Origin of the sequence: Bradyrhizobium sp. ARR65 (assembly GCF_000472385.1) — a bacterium.
GTDB lineage: Bacteria > Pseudomonadota > Alphaproteobacteria > Rhizobiales > Xanthobacteraceae > Bradyrhizobium.
This window is the reverse complement of sequence record NZ_AWZU01000010.1, coordinates 117,121-140,312: the sequence shown is the minus strand read 5'-3', so window position 1 is coordinate 140,312 and position 23,192 is coordinate 117,121. Positions and strand designations below refer to the sequence as shown.

Annotated in this window: 14 protein-coding genes and 1 pseudogene; 8 read left to right on the top strand and 7 right to left on the bottom strand. The window is 58.9% G+C overall.

The window, feature by feature from the left end:
• Positions 1-148 precede the first annotated feature (148 nt).
• Entirely contained in the window at positions 149-1,018 is an 870-nt protein-coding gene (locus F758_RS0114115; RefSeq protein ID WP_198026485.1) for a serine/threonine-protein kinase, read from the top strand.
• A 774-nt stretch (positions 1,019-1,792) separates the two neighbouring features.
• Positions 1,793-2,878 carry a hypothetical protein gene (locus F758_RS0114105; protein ID WP_035721936.1) on the top strand — a complete coding sequence of 362 codons (1,086 nt, stop codon included), beginning with the start codon at positions 1,793-1,795 and terminating at the stop codon, positions 2,876-2,878.
• Positions 2,879-3,773: 895 nt separating this feature from the next.
• Here the strand turns inward: F758_RS0114105 and F758_RS0114090 are convergent.
• Positions 3,774-5,168: a hypothetical protein gene (locus F758_RS0114090; protein ID WP_024508461.1), complete on the bottom strand. Its 1,395-nt coding sequence runs from the start codon at positions 5,166-5,168 to the stop codon at positions 3,774-3,776.
• A 1,331-nt stretch (positions 5,169-6,499) separates the two neighbouring features.
• On the opposite strand from F758_RS0114090, the gene F758_RS0114080 reads away from it, so the two are divergent.
• From F758_RS0114080 to F758_RS0114070, 3 genes are all read left to right on the top strand, one after another.
• Entirely contained in the window at positions 6,500-7,999 is a 1,500-nt protein-coding gene (locus F758_RS0114080; RefSeq protein WP_024508460.1) for a type VI secretion system Vgr family protein, read from the top strand.
• A 152-nt stretch (positions 8,000-8,151) separates the two neighbouring features.
• Positions 8,152-8,394, top strand: coding sequence for a hypothetical protein (locus F758_RS0114075; RefSeq protein ID WP_024508459.1), 243 nt, complete (start codon positions 8,152-8,154; stop codon positions 8,392-8,394).
• Positions 8,395-8,550: 156 nt separating this feature from the next.
• A complete protein-coding gene (locus F758_RS0114070; protein WP_063614909.1) occupies positions 8,551-9,063 on the top strand; it encodes an Hcp family type VI secretion system effector in 513 nt (170 codons plus the stop codon).
• 1,274 nt (positions 9,064-10,337) lie between these two features.
• On the opposite strand, the gene F758_RS0114065 is transcribed toward F758_RS0114070, so the two are convergent.
• From F758_RS0114065 to F758_RS0114040, 6 genes are read right to left on the bottom strand one after another with little or no spacing between them, the layout of a single operon-like run.
• Positions 10,338-12,104 (bottom strand): tetratricopeptide repeat protein, encoded by a 1,767-nt coding sequence (locus tag F758_RS0114065; protein ID WP_024508457.1) that lies wholly within the window; start codon positions 12,102-12,104, stop codon positions 10,338-10,340.
• Between the two features lie 5 nt (positions 12,105-12,109).
• Positions 12,110-12,766 carry a DUF3540 domain-containing protein gene (locus tag F758_RS0114060; protein WP_084305359.1) on the bottom strand — a complete coding sequence of 219 codons (657 nt, stop codon included), beginning with the start codon at positions 12,764-12,766 and terminating at the stop codon, positions 12,110-12,112.
• 17 nt (positions 12,767-12,783) lie between these two features.
• The gene (locus F758_RS0114055; protein WP_157450004.1) at positions 12,784-13,740 is read right to left on the bottom strand and encodes a hypothetical protein; all 957 of its coding nucleotides are present in this window, start codon (positions 13,738-13,740) and stop codon (positions 12,784-12,786) included.
• 33 nt (positions 13,741-13,773) lie between these two features.
• A complete protein-coding gene (locus tag F758_RS0114050) occupies positions 13,774-14,181 on the bottom strand; it encodes a DUF4150 domain-containing protein (RefSeq protein ID WP_024508454.1) in 408 nt (135 codons plus the stop codon).
• A 4-nt stretch (positions 14,182-14,185) separates the two neighbouring features.
• Positions 14,186-15,262: a pentapeptide repeat-containing protein gene (locus F758_RS46485; protein WP_024508453.1), complete on the bottom strand. Its 1,077-nt coding sequence runs from the start codon at positions 15,260-15,262 to the stop codon at positions 14,186-14,188.
• Positions 15,252-18,401: a DUF2169 family type VI secretion system accessory protein gene (locus tag F758_RS0114040; protein ID WP_084305357.1), complete on the bottom strand. Its 3,150-nt coding sequence runs from the start codon at positions 18,399-18,401 to the stop codon at positions 15,252-15,254. Before F758_RS0114040 ends, F758_RS46485 begins: the two co-directional genes overlap by 11 nt.
• A 559-nt stretch (positions 18,402-18,960) precedes the next feature.
• On the opposite strand from F758_RS0114040, the pseudogene F758_RS43905 reads away from it, so the two are divergent.
• The 3 genes and pseudogenes from F758_RS43905 to F758_RS0114010 form a co-directional block, all read left to right on the top strand.
• Positions 18,961-20,319 (top strand): annotated as a pseudogene (locus tag F758_RS43905) (alpha,alpha-trehalose-phosphate synthase (UDP-forming)); the annotation flags it as partial.
• 1,335 nt (positions 20,320-21,654) lie between these two features.
• The gene (locus F758_RS50825; protein WP_024508450.1) at positions 21,655-21,969 is read left to right on the top strand and encodes a site-specific integrase; all 315 of its coding nucleotides are present in this window, start codon (positions 21,655-21,657) and stop codon (positions 21,967-21,969) included.
• Positions 21,970-22,357: 388 nt separating this feature from the next.
• Positions 22,358-23,188, top strand: a complete 831-nt coding sequence (locus tag F758_RS0114010; RefSeq protein WP_157450002.1) for a hypothetical protein — start codon at positions 22,358-22,360, stop codon at positions 23,186-23,188.
• Positions 23,189-23,192 lie beyond the last annotated feature (4 nt).

The following is a 23,192-nucleotide window of genomic DNA, read 5'->3' as shown; positions in this document are numbered from 1 at the left end:
GCCAGATCGTGACGGCAATCCCGTATCAAGAACTCAACGGATCATTGACGCTCTACATTCCGACGGGCAGGGTGCTGTCTTGCGCTCTTGCCCAAAGGCTGACCTACGATTCGAGTGCGATCGCCGAATGCTTGGTCGAGGCTGCATTGTGAGTACCGCCCCCCTGGGATACGTGCTCGGCGGCCGTTTCGATCTGGCAGAGGTCATTAGCGAGGGCGGCACCAGCACCGTCTATCGTGCGATCGATCGGATCGGCCTGTGGGCGCGTGAACAAAGTCCAGAAGTCGCAGTGAAGGTCATCCAACCACATGCGAAGATGCGCCAGAAATTATTGCAGTTGTTGCACTGCGAGGCGCGTCTTTTGCGCGACTGCGTACACCCGAACTTGGTGCGGATCTACGATTCCGACGACGACGGCAAGTACCACTACCTGGTCATGGAGTTCTTAAAGGGCCGCTCGCTGGCGCAGGTCCTGGCCGATCGTCAGGGACGGCCGCTGTCGCCCTCCGTGTCCTTTCAGATCGTCCGCGCCGCCGGGCAGGGTCTCGTCCACATGCACAGTCTAGGGATCGTCCATGGTGACCTCAAACCGGGAAACATCTTCATGACTTCGACTGGCGAGATCAAAATTGTGGACTTTGGGACAGCCCTCATGCTCGACGTTCCGCCGCAACGCGACAGCGCCACCGCTCTGCTCGACGACATTGAACTATTGACGCCGGCTTATGCGTCCCCGCAGATGCTGATGGGTGAGCCACGGGCAGAAAGCGACGACGTCTATTCTCTCGCGGTGGTCGCCTATCTGACCCTGACCGGCAACCACCCGCATGCGCAGCGGCCAGCTAACGAGGCACTCAACGCAAATCTCACACCGCCGCCGCCGCCGACTATTTCGCGAGCGCAATGGCGGGTGCTCGCGTCGGGCCTTGCCCTCAACCGCCGCGACCGTATCGATACCGTCGGTGAGTTCGTCCAGCGTCTTGCCCGCCCGCGCTCGTTCTATCGATCGTGCGGCTAGCGCATGACGCTGTCGTAAAGCGAGACTAAGCGCCACTTATTTGTGGCCTTGGACGCTGCTATGACCGCGGTTCTCTGGCTTGCGCCGAAAACCAACATGGACGTCAACTCTCCTCGCGGCCAGACGTCCACTTGCGGGCGCAAAGCGTCAACCGGGACATGACTTTCGATGCTGCGGAGCGGACGGGCCGTGCCAGTGGACAGCTTCTGTGCGCCGGAGTTTTGCCCGGAGTGGGTTTATCGCCCGAGTCGATCGCGTAAGCTGTGAATCAAGACGAAGGTTGGGCGGGCGATGCAGCGCCAACCTCGCCAATGCGGCAACAATCACTTGGGAGCAAAACCGGCACCTTGATATTCGGTCTCGATCGTACCCCAAAGTGGGACGATCGCTTTCGGACGCCGCTCGAATATCCAAGTCAGGCATTTACAACTTGATCGGTGGACGCGTCGGCACAGCCTTTGCTGATGAGAGGCATACCCACTCTCAATCACCTCGGAGATCGATATGTCAGGCCCTGGAGGGAATTCGCACGCTTCTCAATTTCGGAACGACAGCACGGATGGCGCGACCGGATCTCGAAATGAAATGGGTTTCGGCCCTGGCGAATGTAGCCGAACTGCCAGTTCTGCCCCGCTCGGGACGCTCGCTGAATCGCCAGATCTCGTAACTCCCGCCGTTCGCATAGAACGCGATGCAGTTAGTCGGGGAATCAACGTGTCAGTCCCTGGTGGCCAGCCCGGTTCGAGCAATCAGGCACCGCACCGGCGAAACGCGGTGATTCCTCATCCCGAAGACGTTGTGCTGATCAACGCGGCGGCCGAGGCGGCCAAAGCCGCTATTGCGGCGGGGCATCCTTGGGAGCGACTCAACACCGTGTCACAAGTGTACAAGGCAACTTATATTGTTCGCAAGCTTAGCGACTGGCTTCGAAGAGCGCATAAAAACCCGATAGCCGGCCGCCTCGGTGACAACACCGTTGAGGAAGATCTTGCGACGTTCAGACGTATTCACGGCACGCGCTCCCACTTCGTCGCCTTGAGGATGCTTCGAAGGCACGCTGGCGTGCTTGGGCCCCGCGATCGAGCACCGTGCCGGCCCGCTCGGCGGGGTCCCTATCCCGAAGACGCTGCGCTCATCGACGCGGCGGCCGAGGCAGCCAGGGCGAACATTGACGCCGAAAAGCCTTGGCTCTTCGTCGGAACTCGGAAAAGAGTCAACCAAGCAGTTAAGTCTCTTAACCGGTTTAGCGGATGGCTCAAAAGGACAAGCAGAAGGGCTATAGCCGGTCGCCTCAACGACGTCTCGCTGAAAGAAGACATCACGGCGTTCTATAAGAGTAAGCCTCGGCTCAGCGTGGACTCTGGGGTCAGGATGCTTCAGGAGCACGCGAGGGACCTGGAGGAGTTCGCCCTGGACCTGGAACAGCAGCTTGAAGTAGATGGGGCACCGTCGGCGGCTGGAGAAAGTTCTTACCAGCACAGCTCGCTAGCGCCGCTCTTCACCCAGCTCTTCGGGGAAACGCCGCCATCGGAATCCCCACCGTCGTCTCCAGGATTGCGCGGCGGTGGCTCGGATTCTAATGACGCCATGTCGCCCATAACGCGCGACGCTGTGGCGCGGGAGGATTTCGGACATGTCATCGACCTTGGCTGGGACCATGGGCCGCAACCCGCCCCAGACATCCTGATCGGTGCACTCAACAGAAGAAGGAGTTTGCCGACACCGCTCCATCCGATGACAAACTTCTACATCCGCGGTCAACCCTATACAGCGCTGTTGGGGAGAGGGCTCAGGGAAGTAAGCCCGAATAATCCGCTAGGCGTGAATATTATTCTGATCCCTCGACTTAAGGGAGGTTGAATCCCGTCCTTGCGGATCTAGGAGCTGAGTAGCTAGCAGATCTGGGCGTGCTCTGGTCCAATTCAATTCGGCGACGCGCGTCAGGGAAAGCGGACGGAATAACATCGGCGCACCAGTGTCGGCTGACATGGACGATTGGGTAGAAAATAGCCTCAGCGACAATGTTACCGACGTGGATCGTGGTTTCTTTCTGGATCAGGCTAGCCGCAATTCGGAGCAAGCCGCTCGCAAAGCGTGCTCTCCAAAGCACTGTAGCGAGCAAGCGGATTGCGCTCATTTAGGCGAAGAGCCTTGTTGGGATTGGAATCCCAGATACGGAGCGTGGGCGATGTTTAACGTGATCTCTGTGCTGCTGATCAGCCAATTGTTCACTGCGCAGCTGTCCGCCGCCGAGCCGACCGGGCGCGTGGGCGGGGCTTCCAGCCGAGAGAGGATGTCGATCACGGATCAGTGCGGCGCCGCAGCGAGCCGTTCCTGGGTTATAGAATGCAGGGAGCGGGCATCGATGCGGACGTGGCACAGGCTATGCCGCACGTAGTGGCGCCGATGAATGAGCCGCGGGGCTCGCCTCTTCTCCATCATCGCCGAGTTCTACGACCTGGATCAGAACGGAGATGCCCTCGCGGGAAACATTGCTCGCGAGGCGTAGAGTAACCGCTAAGAGTTTCTCGATCACTGGACACCATGATCTTTCAGGCTGCCTCGCGTCATGAGCTGCGGCGCGAAGCAATCGATCCGGCACTGCGCAACAATCGGCAAGGCCGTGCGACTTATTCCAAGGTATCGCCAACCATTTTGCAGGTTATCCAATTAGTCTCATTACGCTGTAGCAGATGATGGTGACTCCGCCTCCATCTGCTCCAGTCGAATGCGGTTTGCAGCCCAAACGCGTTCTTTAGGGTGCTTGGAGCCGATGGATGACAAGGATCCGGCCGTCTGGTCCCGATTCGGCCGTGTACGGCTCACGGTGGATGTAGAAACGTGTCATTGGGACCTCCGGGGTCGGCAGAAGTCTGAACTCCCGCAGTATGCTGATCAGGAAGTCGTCGGCCACGCGCGGGCCGTGGACCCAGTCACGGCCGACACTCTCTCCGATATCGGGCAATGGCTCGATTTCATTCATCCGCTCAACTCCCGGGTGGAGCTGCAGCCCTAGCTCCTGGTATCCAGGGGTGAGAATAAAGTTCTTGCCTTCCGGATTGTTTGGGGTCCCGGGCACCCGCCCGGGCCACAATACGGCGGCATAGCGCGCGCCGTTGATAAGCACACTTTGCGGTCGCAATACCGCCGGCAGGAGGCCGCTTTCTCGCAATTCCGCGATCAATGGGTCCGGGGCAAGGCCGCCGCTCCAACTGGGGAGGACATAAGCTCCGAAGTCACGGTGTGCCTGCCCAGCCGCTGCGCCGACTGCAATGGTCGGGCGATCCGACGGCGTTCTGGGCGCCAGTGGTGATGACGATGGCCCGACGTTTTCGAAGTCCTGAAACATCGCACCGCTCGCACGGGCCCAGTTCTCGAACTCGGCATGGTGGAAATCCCGAAGCATATCTCGCAAATTCAGCAGACGGTTACGAAACCCGCCAATCGCCGGTGCATCGCGCCCTATACAGGCGTCTGCATATGCTTGCACGTCGGTATCGAACGACGGCAGCGCAATCCGGTTGACCATTGGGGGTCTATTGGTCTCGTGGATCCACTCGAGCAAATCGTAGATATCGCCTGCGGCATAGTCGGCACCGCGGAAGCGGCGGTTCGGGAGCTCATCAGTAAGCCATTTCCAAAAGTGCTGATGGAGCGGCCAATCCTCGTCATGGGGGCCGGGTCCCTCATGGGAGCCGCTGCTGCTACGGCGGCTGCCCGATGACGGCACGGAATCATTGCGGCTGCCCGATGACGGCCTGGACTCATTAAAGGCCTGAAGCATCACATGCCTCTCAGTGGCCCAATTCTCGAACTCGGCATGGCGGAAATCCCGAAGCATATCTCGCAAATTCAGCAGACGGTTACGAAACCCGCTAATCGCCGGTACATCACGTCCTATATAGTCGGCTGCATAGGCTTGCACGTCGGTGTCTAACGACGGCCGCGCAATCCGGTCGGCCAGTGGGGGTCTGTTCGTCTCGCGGATCCACTCGAGAAAATCGCGCATATCATTTGCGGCGATGTAGGCGCCGCGGGAGCGGCGGTCCGGGAGCTTCGCAGCAAGCCAGTCCCAGAAGTCCTTATAAAGCCGCCTATCCACCGCATAACGGTCGGTCCCCTCGTTAGAGCCGACGCTGCTATCACTCATGCGCGCCTCCGGTAAAAGCTACAACTGCCGCGGCAAGGCATGTTCGCTCGATCCGAAGCGCGCACATCCCGTGAGTTCGGTTGGGCCGTCTTGTCCGATGTTTTCAAATTGAAAAGCAGCCGCGGTTCCAGCTTGTTCGGATCAATCTGCCAACAGCCCACACTCCGTCATTTGGCAGCGCCATATCTGACGACGTCGATCATCTGCACTTCTCGACACTCGTTCTCGCGTTCGCTCAAGATGGCAGCTCCACCCAAGCAATAGCGAGTCGATCGGCGGCCGTATAATCCCGGTCGACGAGAAGCTCAAGCCGCCGGCTCTTCTGCGGCTCACGCTCTGCTCCTCGGATCCCTTTCCTTGCCTGCACACCGACCCGAACTCATTTCTGTCCTTCTCGTCGTAACGTCCGCACCCTCGATAGCTCCGAGGTTATCTCGGCTGTGAGTGCGCGAAGACAGTTCTGCTCGAAGGCGATTAGTGCTCAAGGGTCAGGCTCGCCTGGCGCTCGTCATCTTTCGGCTGCGACGGTGCGGCGCTGGCGTCATGATCCTTCTCGACGATTTCATAACCGCAGGCATCCGCATCCAAGCGGTCACAATCTTCAGTGCCACGTCTAGCCTGAAGTGGTGGAACGCGGCCGCCTCTTAGAAGCACAAGGCGCGTCGCTTCTTTTCTGAGGTGCTCAGGCTAGGATAGATCGCGATGCCAGAAACTGAAACAGACCAATCTGGACTGTCTGTTCAGTCACAAACACTTTCTGTTCATTAATCGACATGTCTGTTTGTCCACCCGTCTTAGAATCGAAGTACCATCTTCAATGTTGTGGCTCACCAAACAGGCTCGCCATCAGCCCTCGAAGGACTCTCTTTGGTAGCCTCGCGTGCATGTCAACTGCTGATCATCTTAGACCGTCGCTCTACACGCCAGCTATAAAGTTTGCCTTGTCGAGCGACAAATCATGCGATGTAATGATGAGACATTATGTCAGGTTCGACCAGCTTACCTCTCGTCCAGAACCTGACAGTCGCGCCCGTCCGTGTCAGGCTGAGAACATTTAATTGGCAAACCTCGGTTCTTCAAAACCTAATCAGTAGCTCAAATGAGGAGACGCCATTGGCACGGCTGTTGCTATTGAGCTGCAGCTGCCACACTGGCAGGCCGAGTACAGGCAGGAGCGCTAGACCAGCGATGCTCTCCTTTTTTCTCTTCAACCCGTGTGCCTTGAATGTGAGGTATCGTTCTATTGAGTGCTTCGGACCCGGGATCGACTCTCGCTCCGCGCAACTGTGACAAGCGTTGTTAGCGCTGCCACAATGTGACCTGGTGTACCGATGACCAACGACTCCAATCTCAGTATTGACCTGGACATTCACAGCAAGCCCAACATTGAGCTCGACGTCCAAGGGTTCGAGGGCACAGAGTGCATTTCCTTGCCGTTCAGTTGCGTGATCTACGCCACGACGTCGAGCGACGTCGATACCGGCTCTTTGATAGGCGAGCGCGCCAAGCTGTCTGTCAAAACCGCATGCGGGCGATGGAATGCCTCGGGCCTCTGCGCCCAAGTCGAGGAACTGGATCCAACGGTAACTGATCTGCGGGTGCTCCAGTTCGTCCTGCGGCCGCGCTTTGCGGTCGCCGAGCTCTCGATCGCGAGCCGCATTTATGGCCCTGGTCAACCGATGGGCGTCGATGACATCATTAAGCAGCAGTTAAGCAAAGCGAGCATCAGCATTCCCGCCGAATACAACCTTGATCGCTATGCCAAGCAAAATTATGTTGTGCAGTACAATGAAAGTGATCTGGCGTTCATTTCTCGCCTTTGCGAACGGAATGGAATTTTCTATTTCTTCAAGCAAGAAGACGACGGTGAAACCGTCGTCTTCGGTGACAAGAATCTGGCCTTCCCCAACGTCAAGTTCGGCACCAAGTCGACAATTCTGTATGCGCGCCAGCACGAGCGCAAGTCAGCGCGAGGCGTCGACGAAAGCGCTGTTCTGTCGTTCCGGCAGCGCCGGGTTCTCTCCACAAAGACGATCGAGCTTCGCGATTATAACGAAACGGTTCCTACCCTCGTGTTCGGCGATAAGCAGGTCGGGCAAGGTAGCGGTTTCTTGGGCAAAGCCTCGCGTTTCGGCGGGCATTTTGCGAACGACGCAGAAGCGACAGCGCTGGCCCGGATCCGTGCCGAACAGATCTGCGCCGGGCAGACAATGTATATCGCCCACAGCGACGCACCCGAGCTGCGCGCTGGCGTCATTTTCGGACTGGAGGGCCATCCCCGCTTCAACGGTGAATATCTCGTCATTGCTGCGGATCACTCGGCCTATCGCCCGGGGCCGGCCGGATTCCGCGCATTCGCGCAAAATGGGCGAGCCTACCAAAACATGGTCCATTGCATCCGCTCGGACGTGCCTTATCGACCGGTTGCGATGACGCCTGTGCCGCCAGGCGTCGGCCTCCACACCGCCACAGTCGATGGAGAAGCCTGGAACGGGCGGGCCGAGATTGACGACCAGGGCCGCTACAAGCTGCAGCTTATGTTCGCCGATGAACCAGCCGAGGGGTCGCGCAGCGACTATGTGCGCAAGCTAGAACCTTATGCAGGTCCGAATCAAACCGGCTTTCATTGTCCGTTGGTCCCCGGAACGGAAGTTCTGGTCGGCTACATCAACGGTGATATTGACCGGCCGGTCGTGGTTGGGGCGGTTCACAATCCGGAGATGAAGGGAGGAGTGACCTCGGACACGCACATGTCCAATCGCCTTACGTCGCAATCTGGCGCCTCCATCATGATATACGACGGACCTGCGTCACCTCATACCCCCTCCTGACAGTGTGGCGCCCAGCGACTCACGAGATCGATCCGCTATTGGAAGCGGTCGTTAATGCGGCACGGGCAACCATCTTGCCAACGGCATCGATCAACATAGCACCGGCATCGGCTGATGACATTCGCTCACAACGACTTCGTGACGGACGAGAGTTGCGCCTCAAATTATCCGCGCACTATCTCGAGCAGGAACAGCGCGGTCCTTGCACGGTGTTCATCTACACGCTGCTGGGCAACGCCGTTGTCGATAACTGCAAGGGGTACCAGGTGACGGGGCAGGCCGTCCTCGATGTTGCCACGCGTGCGTTTCTCGAGGTCGAGTGTCGATTGGAGGTGGTCGGTCCCGTTACACCCGTGACAGATCGCTGTCGTGATCGCAACGACGTCGTTGCTTGATGGAGTCGGTGCCTGCACAAACGGCGCAGTGCTGTTGCCGTCAGATGGGGAAGGCTCGCAAAATTAGGTATCACACGCCCGCGGCTCTTGGCATGGATGTTGCGATATCCATCGTGCCGGTGTGTGCCGGCGTATCTCAGGGTCTGGGAGACGAAAGTGTCACTTGAAGCCTACGTCACAATCAAGGGGAAGAAGCAGGGCGACATCTCCAAGGATGCCTCAAAGCCGCTCAGCATCGGGCAGGTCGCCAAGGGTGATTCGGATAAGCAAGGGAAGATCACTGTTGTTGCCTTCACCAGCGGCATCATCGTTCCACGCGATGTGACGAGCGGTGTAGCCACGGGCGCTCGCAACCACCAGCCGGTACTCTTCACCAAGTTCTTCGATCGTGCGTCGCCGCTGCTATGGCAGGCGCTGGCGACTAACGAGGTGCTCGAAGAGGTGGTCTGCGAGTTCTATCGCACCGACCCTGGGGGCATGCCGCAGCCGCAGAATTTCTTCAAGATAAGCTGGAAGAACGCGACGCTAATCGAGGGCAAGGCTTATGTGCCGCTGACAATCAATCCGCAGAACAACTTCTTTCAAAACATGGAAGACTGGTCGTTCACCTACAAGGAAGTGAAATGGGAGCATGTTCCCGGAAGCACCAGCGGCGAGGATAAATGGTGACAACGCCGCCCGTTCGCGCCATCGCCGTTTTACGGCGCCAACGAAGCGCTATGCTCCATTGCCAAGCCAAGGACGGACTTGGTCGCAGGCACCGAACGGGCACTGGCGGATATAATGCGCAGATTCGAACGCACCCGCTGGACTCGAAGATAGCCGTGCCGGATCTGCTTCATGGCAGTGGGTAGACACTGGGAAAGTGTAGGTAGCTGGTCCAGCTTTGCTCAACAGAATGTTGGAACAAACCTGGAGCATTCGCTACCTTGCTGATGGGTGCGGCGAGACTGGGTGGTTTCAGCAAGCCGTGCTCATATGCTTGCGTCTCGGACGAATTGTCCGACTCACAACGTAGACACGCGGCAAAGATACACCGATTCATTTGGTGGCTGGACGATCTCGCGGTACACCAAGTCGGTCGTGTTCGGTCGAAATATCGAGCGCATGTAGCCAAACAGGGGTACTGGGAAAAAGAGATGGAACAACCATCCTTCGCGCCGTTTGAGACTCAACCGGCCGATCGTTCATGGACGCCCTGAGGCCTTAATTGCGATGACCGCGCTCCAACAAATTTCCTTGCTCCTCTACGTTCCCGGGTTTGGCCGATCGTTGGCGGCCCCCTAAGTGCGCTCATTCACCAAGTAGCCCATTCACTTGCTGCGCTTCGCTCCCAGGTTTGGCAAATCGTCAGGGGACAGGTTGAGGCTGCGAGTGCGATGACCGCGCTCCATGGAGAGGGCATTCGCTTCCTCGGGCTCTGCGCCCAGCCGCGCTAACGCCAGCTAGGGGAGCCGTGCATCGCGGTAGGTCGGGAAGGGAACGAATATTGGAGGCGGGAGGGGAGGCTGGCCAAACTTTGCGCGCACAGTGAAATACGGATCGTGTCTTGCGGACGCGGGCTACGCCTATGATGAGGTCGCAAACGACTTCTTCCTTTCGCCCGCGTCACGCACGAGGGGAAGAAAGGCTTCACCGGTAACAAACGGCTCGGGTTGGCTCAGGCCAAGGCGGGGAGTATTACACGTGGTATCACGCCGCCGACCCTGACACCCGGCGTCTCAATGAAGGGTCCCTCAATCCAATCCGTACCTGCGGTATCAACCTGTTCGTAACGATGATTGACTACCGGGCGGCGACTTACGTGCACGTTGCGCGCCTGGTCGATTCCATGCCGGCGCACGCTTCTCTACTTCTGAACCTGAGCTACATGAAGGGCCATCTTGTCAAAGACAACAATCAGCGACTTGGGCTTGCCGTGATGCTGTGTGAACGCCGCTCAGTCAATCGTTTGTGCGCAGCAGGGTCTCGAGGCGGCGCCGACCTTCGTCGATCGCGCCGGACCATTGGCCGAACCGTTCCTGCACGATGACCCCGAATGAAGGATACCACAGTGGCTTGCCGTCGGCCTGGGCCCAATACCAGGGATAACCGCGCGGCACGAAGACGACGCCGGGAACGCCAAGGGCTCCGGCGACATGGATGGCCAAGCTGTCGGGCCCCACCACCGCATCGAGATTGGCGATTGCTGCGATCAATTCCGCCAGGCACTCTATGTGCACACCAGCATCGATCGGGCGGCTCCATCGCTTCATGTCATGCCGTCGCGCGTCGGTCATCAAACTCACCGGCGTCAGCGGGTGAGGAACCACGGTGGAGATCTGCTCCATCGACAGGCCGAGAGCGCCGCCCTCCCACACGATGCCCACCAAAGGCCTTGGGAAGGCGGCTAGGGCATCGCGCCATTTGGCGAACAGCTCGGGCTCGGGACGCAGATAGGGAATGCCATCGGCGATGATCGTAGAGTCGGTCGACAGAACGCGCAATAGCGATTGCAGCGGCGCAGCTGATAGCCCGGGCCTCGGCTCGTCGAGAATGACCTGCTCGGCTAGATTCGCAAGAAGAGCCTGATAGCGTGGCTCCGCGACTACATACACATCTTGCTGGCTCGCCAGCCGCCGCAAGAGACGAACGAGTGCAACGAATTCGAGGGCGCCCGTCGTCGGTGGCACGACTACTCGCGTCACAGCAGCCAAGGCGGCCGGCTCGGACCTCGGGAAGCGACCGAGGGTCAGTTCAAGTGCGGTGACAAGAGACTTTGGCGCTTCGTCGTCAGGTCGTGTGTGCGCGACGTGGCTGGCAAGCCTTAGCGCTTCATCAAACCGGCCGACGAACTGCAAAATGCTGGCCAGAAGAAGCGCAGCGGAAGGGTGCGAGTTGCGCGCGCGTACGAACTTTGTGAGCTCCGCAATTCCCCGTTCTTCCTGGCCGTTGGCAATCATGACGCGGGCCAGGATTTCGCGCGCACCAAGATGGATCGGTGCATAGGCGAGCAATCTCCTGCAGGTTGCTTCCGCTTCCGCCCAAAGTCCCATCGCGGCACGGCAATAAGCCAAATGCGAGAGCCCGGCCATGTCGAGCGGCGCGCGCAGATGCGCGTGTTCCGCAACCTGGAGCGCCTCCTCGAAGCAGCCGCGTTCAAGCAAGAGCACCGACAAATTGCGCAGCGTATCGGGATCGTTCGGAACAAGTTCCAAGGCACGAAGCAGGGCGATCTCGGCCGACAAGTAATCGCGCAAACCGAGGTCGATGGTGCCGAGCTGAAGGAGGGCGCGCGCATTGCCTGGCTCGTCCTGGACAACTGCCTCTGTAATCGCGCGGGCTTCGGCAACGTCGCCGCGGCTGTCCAGGGCATGAGCCAGCGCGAGCTTTATCTCCTGATTGCGCGGGGCGAGCGCCGCTGCGCGTTTGAGGCAAATAACCGCTTCGTCAAACCTGCCAAGCATCTCATGGGCGATCCCGAGGTTAGTAGCAAGCCCGGCGTGAGCGGGATGGCCGGTCGCCGCCTCCGCCAGCAGCTCGAACGCCAACTCAGTGCGTTCCCGTGCGAGCGCTAATGTGGCCTTTGCATTGAGCGTATCGGGATCGCCTGTGGCGACGACCTGCTCCAACAGCGCCTCCGCTTCCTCGAGGCGGCCGGCTGCAATAAACTCCTGCGCCGTTCTAAGCCGATCTTGTCGGGTCGGGCCGGGCATGCGGGTGATCGGCATGCGCGTTATGCAATCGTGACGCGTTTGCCGTCGAGGCGGAGGTCCTCGCTCACCGCGATGACTTTGCTGTGGGCCATCTCGGACGCGATACCGGTGACCCTAATGGCCTGGGTTTCGGTCTGCAATGAGTCAATCCGCTCGATGACCGCGATGCGCTCCGTCGCCTTTACCGTAAGCGAATCGGCGCTCGTTTCCTGGCTACGCGCCGAGCATCGGACCCGATCCGCGATCAAAGTGTAGAGCTTGCCGATCCAGGTGCTTGTGTTCGCGAGCACGGCAAACAGCTTAGCCTGTAGATCGATGCTATCGGCGCGCAACGATATGCGGTGGTGCGCGGCGATTGTGATGGCCTCGCCCTCGATAGACATGTTGCGACCGCCGGGCAGGCCGACCATGCCCGAACTGGAAGCCATCCGCTCCAGCACGGTCACGACGAACGCTCGTTCCGCCTCACTGAACAGCAGCACCACGTCCTGTGGAATAGGACGAACCAGGCAGCCCACAGCCACAGTCGCCGTTTGGCGAGCGCCAGCGACTTCGACCTCCACCGCCGTGCCATGTTCGCTGACTGACACGACACGGGCGCGGTGGTGTCCAGGTTCAAGCAATCGCTCGGCCAGCGCCATGAAATCACTGTTTGTGGCGCGGAACGGCATTGTCATTCTATCTCTCCAGCCGGCTACATGAAATTTATCGACTTCTTTTGTATGACTTCGTCCTTGCCGGTACTGGACATGAGCTCCGCTATTCGTTTGACAAGGGCGTACTGTTCGGTGTTCAACGTTCCCGTTCTCAATTCGTTGTCTGAGACGGATACGCTGGTCTTGCAGACCTTGCCGTCGCGGCCGACCACCTTCAAATCGTCAACGGGTGCGAGCTTGAAATCGCTCGTCCTGAGAATTTTGGTATTGCTATCGGCCGACTTGAAGTCGGGTCCAAAAACACACTTGGCAGATTGGCCGATGACTTGCTTAATGTCGATTCCTTGGACAATGTCGAGCTTATTGCCGATCGTGATAGAATTCATGTCGCTCAGATTGAATGAACATTCCCTTGAGATCTTGAAAGTGAATGCGTCTCCAAGGAACATGCTTACGTTCCGGGCCATCGTCAGCGTGGTAGCTGCGCCCCTCATGCAGGTGAATTTGGTGCCTTGGAAGAACTCCTTGGTGTTGCCTATCGTCTTCTTTTCGACGTGACCAGTGGTGGTTTCCGACTTGTTGCCTTTGTTGATCAACTTGACGCGATTCGAGGCCGTGAGCGTGATGTCAGCGGGCGTCCCGTTAGCGCCAGCAGTGATTGATATGCCCTTCTCGGCAGAGATCTCACAAGTACCTTTCAAGACCTTATGTTGGGAGTTGCCGTTCGTGACCTCGGTGGTCTGACCGCCACCGATTTTCATCAATGCGGCGCCTTCGACGTTAGCCTGGAAGTCCTTATTCGTGAAGGCAAGCATGCCGGCGTTGTCGCTTTCATACGGACTGGTTCCAGCCGGGCCATCGTCGACAGTCGTCGTTAGTCCGGTTACAATCTTTGCTTCTTCGTCCGAATAAGAACCGAGGCGCAGATAGGTTGATTTCGTCATGGGCGAAACCGGTGTTTCTGGAACGACCAGTCGCGTGTAGGCATTTGGCATAGTAGACTCCCTAATCCTAGGACTGTCGGCACATTAGCGTTGCGCCATCAAGCGGGTTTGAGAGGGCGATATCGAAAGTCCGAACGCGTTCGGGTTGGCACCATTTTGCTTAGTCGGCATCCCCATTTTAGTTGCCGGTGACCCGCCGATTGACAAATTGTCCGATCCCGCTTTGGCGCGGCCCGGACCCATGACAAGGCCAGAGATGACGCCGAGGGCAACACCTGCGCTATCGCCCATCGATGTCGCGCGCTCGGTCGTCATGTTGTGTGCAGGCATACACATGATCAGGCAGCGGGACTGCGTGGGAATGGCCGTCGTGTTCATAGCGATATTTGGATAGGGGCAAGGCACAATGGCGGGGCCGGATGGCGTGTTGCAGACGTCGGGAAACGCTTGATCCTCCGCCGACATCGGGCCACTTGAATTGACAAAACTCATTTCTTTAGCTCACTCCATTGAGAGGGATCACGCGACTTGCATCGTAAAGTTCAGCGACGGCGCGTTCCGGAATCGTATGCAGGGCACTCCCACGCTGGGCCACGAACAAACTGCCTGCGGTCGACGCGCAGTGAAAGTCAGTGCGCAGAAATCGCGAGCCGGAAAAATCGCTGCCATCAACCTTGACGTGGTGCATCAGCGCATAGGACATGTCGGCGCCGGCAAACAAGCTGGACTTGGCCGATGCACGTGTGAAAACGGCGTTCGCCAATGTTGTGCCAGAAAGATCGCAGCCATCGAGGCACGCCTCTACGAAGATGCATTGCCTCAAATTGGCATTGCGCAGCGTGGCGGCTTGCAGGTTAGCCCTGGCAAACAGTGCGTTCGGAGCCGTCGCGCTGGAGAGGTCGGCGCCTACGAGGCTCGCGCCAGTCAACACCGTACCGGAGAGGTCCGCTCCGGACAGGTTTGTGCGGTTCAGCTTGGCGCCGCTCAAGTTTGCTCGTGCAAGGAAAAGTCCGGAGAGGTCCCGCTCCGACAGATCGCATTCCGAAAAATGTATCGTGTCGCAACGCAGTCCCGTGACCTGTGCACTACGCAAATCGGCCTGCGTTATACTGGCGTTCGTCAGCGTGGCGTAGTCGAGCACGACATTGGTGAGGTCACAATCCATCAGAGCGCTTTGAGATAGGGTGGCCCTACTCAGGATCGTCTGGGCCAGCACGCAGCGCATCGCTGTCGTCTGGCTGAGCTGCGTCTCGCTGAAGTCGCCATGGCTGAAATCTGAGGTCATGAAAGTCGACTGGGTGAAGCGCGCCCGCCGCCAGTCGGATCGGCCAGCGCGGCAATGGACAAATATGCATTTTTGAAGGTAAGCATCGGCGAAGGAAGCGCCGCTCAAATCGCAGTCCTGAAACGTCATGCCGGTGAGGCGGGCACGCGTGAACTGGGAGCCGCGGAAAGAAGAACTCAACACAACGCCGTCGTTCAGGCGCAGTCCAGATAGCACCTCGCCATCGAGGTTAGCGTCGCGTACGGGGTACTGATGGTCGATCGACTGCAATAAGAGATCAATTGACATGGCGCGTGATCATTAGGGCGGAGCGGTCGATATTGGCGTTGCTCAAATCGGTCGCGACCAAGGAAGCATCCATCAGGTCGGCACCGTAGAGATTTGCATGGCGCAGGCTGGCGCCGGCCAGGTCGGCCTTGTTAAGATGCGCCTCGAGGAGGTTGGCGGCATAGAAATCGCTGCCGCGCAGATCGTTGCCACTGAAGACCGAGCGTTTTAGAGAGGTCATTCGGAAGGTGGCGCGCGCCAGCGTCGACTTGCCGAAATAGACACCGTTCAGTCGAGCCATGCTGAAGTCGGCGCCGCTGAGGTCGGCCGTCTGAAATGAGAGCGCCTCGGCGCTGCTGCGGCCGAACCGGGCGTCGCGCAGATCGATGTCGCCGATGAAGCTGACTTCGTCAAATTGCGAGCTCGACAGATCGAGCTGGGGCGCTGTCACCTTAAGAAAGCAGGTTTGCTCAAGTCGCGCGCCAGCAAAGCTTGCACCAGACAGCGATAAATCCATGAATTGTCCGCGCTCGAGGACGGCGTCCCCCCAATCCGTGTTATCGAGGGCGGATTTAATGAAGGAGCATTGACTTACTTGCGCAGAGCGGAGGGTTGCCCCGATCATCGGTACCCGCAAAACCTGGAGCTCGCCAAGCCTCGCTTGGTCGAAGCATGCGCCCACCATGCGCGCGCCGAGAAGATTGATCCGCACAAGTTGGCTGCATGCGAAACGCGTTCCGCGGCAGTCGGCTTCACCGAGATTGGCTTCGGTGAGATCGGTCGCGCTTAAATCAGCGTTGATGAGCGTTGCGCCGGTCAGCGTGGCTTTCAGCAGTTTCGCACCGGCCAGGTTGGTCCCGTTTAGCTTCGCGCGTTCAAGGAAGGCCCCGGAGAAGTCCGCGTTCGCGAACCGTCGCCCGGAGAGGTCGGCGCCGGCGAGATCCCGACCAGCAACCGTGCCGCCGCGCCGGAACTCCTCTTCTACGAGATCCCCCAGCGCGCGTGCGACAGCTGGTGCCAGCATCATTTCAGGCCTGAGCGGCTTGGGTGAGGCAAGCCGTGCGGCGGCCATGCCAGCTGCCAACTGACCTTCCGCTTCGTCGATCTCGGCCCGCAGGACAGTCAATGCTTTCGTAGACTCCGTTTTCGCCGCCGCGATCGCTGTTTCTGGCCCATTCGCGATTGGCGTTTCATGGCTTGCACTCAGGGCCTCGAATGGCGAACGCTCACCGGCGGTTAACGCAGGAAGAGCCTTTCTAAGCGCCGCTTCAGCATCGGCGAAGCCGGTCCGCGCACGTGCTGCGGTGTCACGCGGTGTACCGGCGCTCTCGATCTGCGCCAGTATCTCGTCAATCGTCAGGCGCGGTTGCGCCTCGGGCGCGGCGCTGCGCGCTTCTTCCCGCAGCAGTACCGGCCTCGGGATATCGGGAAGGGAAAAGGCTTCGTCCGATATGGCGTTGCGTATCGGCTCGAGCGGCCGTCCAGCCGCCAGGTTAAAGAAACGAGCGTGTGCAAGCTCGAGCTGCTTTTGCTCCTCGAGCGGCTGCTGCACCGCCCCGATGAGGTTGTCGCGCCAGTTCCTAGCGCGCGCGAGCTTGTCTTCGATATCGCCTATGAGCGCGGGATCAAGATCCACCGGCAGCGGCAGATCTTCCGCTAGGCTCGCGTCTATCGATTGCGCTGCGTCCATGTTGCCGATCGCGGCGAGCAAGGCGTCGATATCGTTCGATGCGGCGTTTCCGTCGGCAATCGTTTCATAGGCTACGCGGACCGGTTCGCATTGAGCTGTGAGCTTGTCCACGTCAGATTCGGCCTTCTCCTGTACCTTCTCCAAGGCCTCGAGAATCTCGGCCAAATCGATTTCGCCACTCTCAAGTTCTTCAGGCAATAGTTCCGGAATACCCGAGGGTTCGATGGATGGTATCTCGATCGCGGGGCGCAGCGAAGGCGGAAGGTCAATTTGCGTGAGTTGCTGATCGAACGCCCGGCGCATGGCGGCCAGCCGCCGCGCTGCCCGCTGTTCGGCCAGTTGGCGCCGCTGCGTTGCGCGGCGTTCGCGTTCGGCGGCCGAAAGCTCAGGGGTGAGTTGATGTTCCGAAAAGGCATAGCGTGCGGCGCTCGCCGGGTCGAGCCGCAGCTGCCGGACATTCAGATAATGATCGAACGGCCGCGCGGGCTCGCCTTGTTGCTCGTAAGCGACCATAATGTCGCTAACGTCGCCGCCGTCCAATTCCCGCACCGCGATCGCGGTGCGGTAGATCATGACGCCGCGGCGGGCTCCCGCGAACAGCCACAAAGTATCGATGCGCGTCTGCAGTTCCGTGACGCCACGCGTCGCATCGCTCCAGCCGACGAAACAGCGCACGCGAAAGCTCGGCAGGCGGCCTTCGATCAATGGATGCGCGGCGGAGAAGTTCTGCAGCGCGTAGGGCTCTCCGCCGCAGATGAAGTCGCTCATGCGCTGGTCTGGCGGAGCGAACAGAAAAAGCCGCGGATCGGCATCGGTCGCCAGAGCTGGGGCAACCGATTGCAGCCACCCGGCGTCATAGGTCCCGGCGTATTGTAGGCGCTCCTTAGCATCGAGCGCCATTGGTCCGAAGGCTGCAGGCGGTGCGCTTGTGTCGATAAACTCAATCGCATGCTCGGGGCTTTCGATGTTGGGCAGGGCCACCAGTTCGCCGGCCATGCTGCGGCGGAGAGCCTCGTGCCCCGAGCCGACCCGGTTCGCAGCGTAGCCAGGTCCGCCAAACGCGCGGTGCCGCGTTAGCGGCATTTGCTGGAACGATTGCGCGGCCGTCGGTCGCCAGCCGGAGGCGGTCATCTGCCAATAACGGTCGCCGGTCACCAGAAGGTGCTTCCGGATCGGTCCGAGCGCCAAGCCCAGCACCATGCGCTCGGTCGGCCGTCCCTGAGGCGCCGCCGCATGTCCGCCGATGAGCACCTCGGCTTGCGGCTTGGGCATGCCGATGTCGAGAGGGGTGCCCGGCGGAAGCTCCTTCGCGGCCATAGTCCAAAGCTCCTGCTCGCCGTGCAGACGGTCGGCGCCCGGGTTAGCGAGATCGAACATCGCGAAAACCGAAATGATGAGGCTGGCCCCTGGAGGACGACGCTCGCATTTGGTCAACAGACCCAGTGTGCGGGGCTTTACAAGAACGGGCATGAAACCTGCCGAGACGATTGTGGTGTTTTACCAATATTTCTCGAGCATGACGGACTTTCGGTCCCACCATCCGAACGCGTCTTTGTGTCACATACCAAGTTAGGTGGGCAGCAATTCGCTTCAGCGCTGCGTAAAAGGCCGCTCCGCACGGCAACGGTTTGATCGTCGAGACGGTCGCGACTTGGTCCTGCGGCATCTTCATGGGCCAGGAGGCCGGTCGAGCGGCGGATACACCGCGTCGGCGGTGCGGCTGTCGCCGAAAAGTACAAGCCGTTTGTCTGCAGAAAATCAGTGCGTTGGTCTTTGGGAAAGCTTCCCCAACGAGACCAAGCTGTTGGCACACTGGGCGCCGGAATGACGACATTTGTCTTGCGGGTCAGCGAGCGCCTGCCGGGCAAGGGTCATTCGGGCCGGCACGCCGTGTTGGTAACAGCCGACGAAGCGCGCGTGAAGTTGTCGGGGCCGATCAGGTGTCGAGGCCGCAAATCTTGGGCGGATCAGGTTTACCAAATTGATCGAATGCCGGGTAAACGGCGGATTAGACGGGAAGGGATGACTTGTGAATCTCGTCATCGTGTCGAACCGTGTTGCCGGCAGCGACGTCAATGAACCCAAGACGGGCGGGCTTGAAGCGGCGCTGGTTCCCGTGGTGCAACAATCCGGAGCAATTTGGGTGGGGCCGTCGCGCCCCTTGGAAAATGAGCCGCCTGTCACTGCGCTCGGCGGAGGCAAGCTCGTGAGGGTGGATCTGCCTCCTGACCATTATCGGCGCTATTATGAGGGCTTTTCCAATTCGGGACTATGGCCGGCATTACATTCGCTGACAGGGCGGATCTCCTCCTCGGAAGGCGATTATAACAGCTACCGTGAAATCAACGCCCTCATGGCGAACGCGCTGCTCGAGTATAGGGACCGGGACGCGTTCTGGGTGCATGATTATCATTTCCTCACGCTCGGCGCTGAGCTGCGTGATCGGGGTGTCGACTTGCCGATCGGCTTCTTCCTGCACACGCCATGGCCAGCGCCCGACATGCAGCTGGTGCCGTATCATCGCGAACTGACCGAATTGATGCTTGCGTATGATTTGCTAGGCTTTCAGACAGACGAGGACCGGCAGAACTTCCTTGCCTGTGTTCGCGCTGATCTCGAGCTCACGCCGAGCGAAGATGGTATCGTGAGTTCACGCCGTGGTAGCGTAACAAGATGCCAAGTGTTTCCGATCGGCATAGATACAAACAAATTTGAACAATATGCTGCAGAGGCGGGTTCGAATGCCGATGTCTCCTCGCTATTGGAAGGTCTCGATCGTGAGAAGCTTGCCGTCGGCGTCGACCGGCTCGACTACACCAAGGGTCTCGACAATCGCGTTCGGGCCATCAATCAGGTTTTGAACGATGACCCGCGCAGCATCTCGCTCTTGCAAATCGCCACCTCCTCGCGATCCAGCATCAAGAGCTACAGCGAATACGAGAAGCATGTCGCGGCTCTTGTCGACGATGTCAACGCTCGCCATGGTACAGAAGGCTGGAGACCGATTCGTCACGAAACGAAGCCTCAGAGTCAGGCCGTCCTCGCGGGTCTCTACCGCGCCGCACGTGTCGGCGTGGTAACACCGTTGCGTGACGGGATGAATCTCGTTGCGAAAGAATATGTCGCCGCGCAAGATGGTTGCAATCCCGGCGTGTTGGTTTTGTCGAAATTTGCCGGCGCGGCCAAGGAGCTCGACACGGCGCTGCTCGTTGATCCCTACGACATCAATGACATAGCAGGCAAGATTTCAACCGCTTTGTCGATGTCGCGCAAAGAACGCCGCTCGTGCTGGCGAACCATGATAACAAAGCTTCGAGCGTATCCTATCCAGAAATGGTCGGCGCACTTCATTGGGGAGTTGGAGAAAATTCGGACTGAAAAAGTCGCAGGGCGGTTCAGTCCGCGAGATATGGGGGAGCCTAGCGGTTCGAAAGGAAGGGGTGAGAGGAAACTAGCCGGAGGTGCGAGCCATTTGGACCCGCCGCACCAATTGTCATGTCCAGCGCTCGATGGGCCGGCTCGGAGATTAGATGATGATTTCACGCATATCCTAGGCTCGGGCTGGAACCACGGTCCGCAGCCGGCCCCGGACATCCTGCTCGGCGTGCTGAACAGAGTAGACGCCTTTCCGAGACCGTTCCTGCCCACGGCTAGTTTTTACATCCACGGTCATCCCTACATGGCGCAGTTGGTTGCAGGGAGAGGGGAGGTGACCCCCAATAATCCGCAGGGCGTCAACGTTATGCTTATACCTCGGCTCAAGGGCGGCTGAACGCGCGTCGCTAGGCCCAGCCGCTCCGCAATAGCTGCCCGTAGCTGTGCCTGGCCGAGTCTTACTTTGCTCTCTCGCATGAAAGGCGCAGCCCTTGGCGTGGCCGCCTGGTTAGGCGCCATAGCAATGGCTTTGGCGCGCAGAATTGTTGTGACCTATCAGCTTCTCGAAGGCCCCGATGCAATATGAGACTTGGGGTATCCAGAACAGAGATCCCGCCCATGACGGCACGTTCAAACAGGAGTAGCGACACGTCGTTCGATGTTAGCAGGACAGGCGCCGAACCTTCTAGTGCCGCTGCACGAGTTGGGCCGGCACCGTTGCCAAGGGCGATGATGCTGCCTTTTTGAAGCATCTGCAACCATGCACGTGCAACTCTAAACCAGAATGGCGTCCGGTTGCCCCATTCTATCCGTGTCCTCCGATCGGGAATGCCGATGATGGCCACGTCTGCGACGGAAGGGTGAACCACCAGAACGTTCTCGATCTCTTGAGTATAGATGTTGACGTCGCCAGAGAGGATCATGAGGCCTTGCGGTCGGTCAGAAAGAGCTTGTCATCCACGTCGACGCGGCCGATATCGCCGACAATGGGGCCCAAGACGGCCAATAAGGATATTGGTCAGCTCAACCGGATGCTGAAGGAGGTCAGCGTTCGGCGGCGGCTCAATCTGCCTGACATTTTCAAGCGACTCCGGCTGAAGGGCGAGGTCGAACGGCCACGGGTCCCCAGATTTCATCCAGAAGCGCCTGCTTGCGAAGAGGCGCCCTGGATGGCTTGAACGAGGATGCTCGACTGGTCTTGTACGTGGTGGCCGACACGGGCTGCGGCCTTCAGAGGTCGTGAAGCTGCAGGAAGATGCGATCGTTCTGAAGGGACCAATACCTCACGTGAAGATCTTGCCGGAGGGGCGCCGCCAAGACGGTCGACTCGCAGCGAGAGATACCGCTGGTGGGTGCCGCGCTCGCCGCGATGAAAAAGCGGCCGCAGGGTTTCCCGCGCTATCGTCACAAGTCTTCCAACCTTTCCGCGGCGTTGAACAAGTATCTTCAAGAGAATGGACCGCGGCCGACTAAGCAACACACGGTTTACTCGCTGCGGCATGGCTTCAAGGACCGGCTGATTGCGGCTGAAGCTCCCGATAGTCCCATCGACAGTCTCATGGGCCATAAGACCTACAAGCCGAAGTACGGGAAGGGCCCGTCGCTTGAATTGAAGCTCAAGTATCTTCAGCGGATTGCCTTCAAGGCGCCTGCTTCGCTGTAGGCCAACAGCCGACGCCGAGCGCGTGCCTTGGTATCTTCCCTGGCCTTCAATTCCCGAAGCTCGATTTCGAACCTCTCGTACATGGGGAGCCAGAAATCACCATCCCGCTCGATGAAGTAGGCGAGCAGCACCAGTGCGCGTTCTATGCGCTCGATCATTGTAAGTTGGTCTGGTCGCTCGGTTTGCATGCGTTGCGGTCTGGTTGTGGAAACCAGCGTACAACGAGGCAGTCGATGATGTTCCTGCAATCATTGGGAAACGCCCTCGACTACCAGTCTTTCCCATTCTGTTCTAGTGTTGCTTCAGGCCATGAACTCGACTCGACGATCATTCTCATTCGCGTTACCTAGCGGGCCGCTAAGCTTTGGACCGTGGGATGGGGGCCTCGATGAAGGTTATTCGCGAAATCAATCTGAGCACGACTTCAAGCATGCCACACGATATTTCCGATGCAATCCTCTCCCACATCTCGAATTTTGCGGTAGGTCTGGTTATTCGAGAACCAGGGAGGGGTAGCAAAGTTCTGGGATCTGGGGTCTTGGTGTCAATAGAAGGCCGCCGCGGAATCTTGACCTGCGGTCATGTTGCCGAGGCTTATGAGAAACTCACCGAAATTGGGTTGATCCGGTTTGTTGCTGTAGGGCAACAAAAACGAGTGCTTAGGCTCGCTGACGCACAAACCATAATCGTGCAAAGCAGCGACGCGTTCTCGGAGAGCAAGGAGGTTCTGGACCTCGCCTTCACGGCCCTTTCGGCCGAGGTTGCGTCCTCGATCGAAGCCCAAGGTGTCTTTCTCAACATCGAGAAGAATCGGGCCAAGATGGAAGCCATGACACTGGCTGAGGGAAAGCATGTTGATGCTATGCTCGGGCTGATCGCGGAGTTCTCGGATAAGCCGTTTATTGAGGGACGGGAGTTCATCAGTCCCATGCGCGGTGCCCTTCACACCGGGCATATTTGTGCTCAGGAGAACGGTCTCCTCACGGTGAAAGCCATGCCCTATAATCTTCACGAGCTACCTAGGTCTTTTGGAGGCATGAGTGGTGGCGGGCTATGGCGCGTCTATTTCGCTGGAGATGAGAAGGAGTCTCGAATCGTCGCGACCGTGCTTTGCGGAATTGCGTCATGGCAGATCGACGACACCAACATTGCATGCCAAGGGTGGGACAGAATTGACCAGGCACTTGTCCCTGCGGTTCGCAAGAATGTCCGCCTCTGATATG

Coding starts and splice junctions, on each gene's coding strand:
- F758_RS0114090 (WP_024508461.1), bottom strand. CDS start 5,168: ATGAGTGATAGCAGCGTCGGCTCTAACGAGGGGACCGACCGTTATGCG.
- F758_RS0114080 (WP_024508460.1), top strand. CDS start 6,500: ATGACCAACGACTCCAATCTCAGTATTGACCTGGACATTCACAGCAAG.
- F758_RS0114065 (WP_024508457.1), bottom strand. CDS start 12,104: ATGCCGATCACCCGCATGCCCGGCCCGACCCGACAAGATCGGCTTAGA.
- F758_RS0114060 (WP_084305359.1), bottom strand. CDS start 12,766: ATGACAATGCCGTTCCGCGCCACAAACAGTGATTTCATGGCGCTGGCC.
- F758_RS0114055 (WP_157450004.1), bottom strand. CDS start 13,740: ATGCCAAATGCCTACACGCGACTGGTCGTTCCAGAAACACCGGTTTCG.
- F758_RS0114050 (WP_024508454.1), bottom strand. CDS start 14,181: ATGAGTTTTGTCAATTCAAGTGGCCCGATGTCGGCGGAGGATCAAGCG.
- F758_RS46485 (WP_024508453.1), bottom strand. CDS start 15,262: ATGTCAATTGATCTCTTATTGCAGTCGATCGACCATCAGTACCCCGTA.
- F758_RS0114040 (WP_084305357.1), bottom strand. CDS start 18,401: ATGCCCGTTCTTGTAAAGCCCCGCACACTGGGTCTGTTGACCAAATGC.
- F758_RS0114010 (WP_157450002.1), top strand. CDS start 22,358: ATGAAGGTTATTCGCGAAATCAATCTGAGCACGACTTCAAGCATGCCA.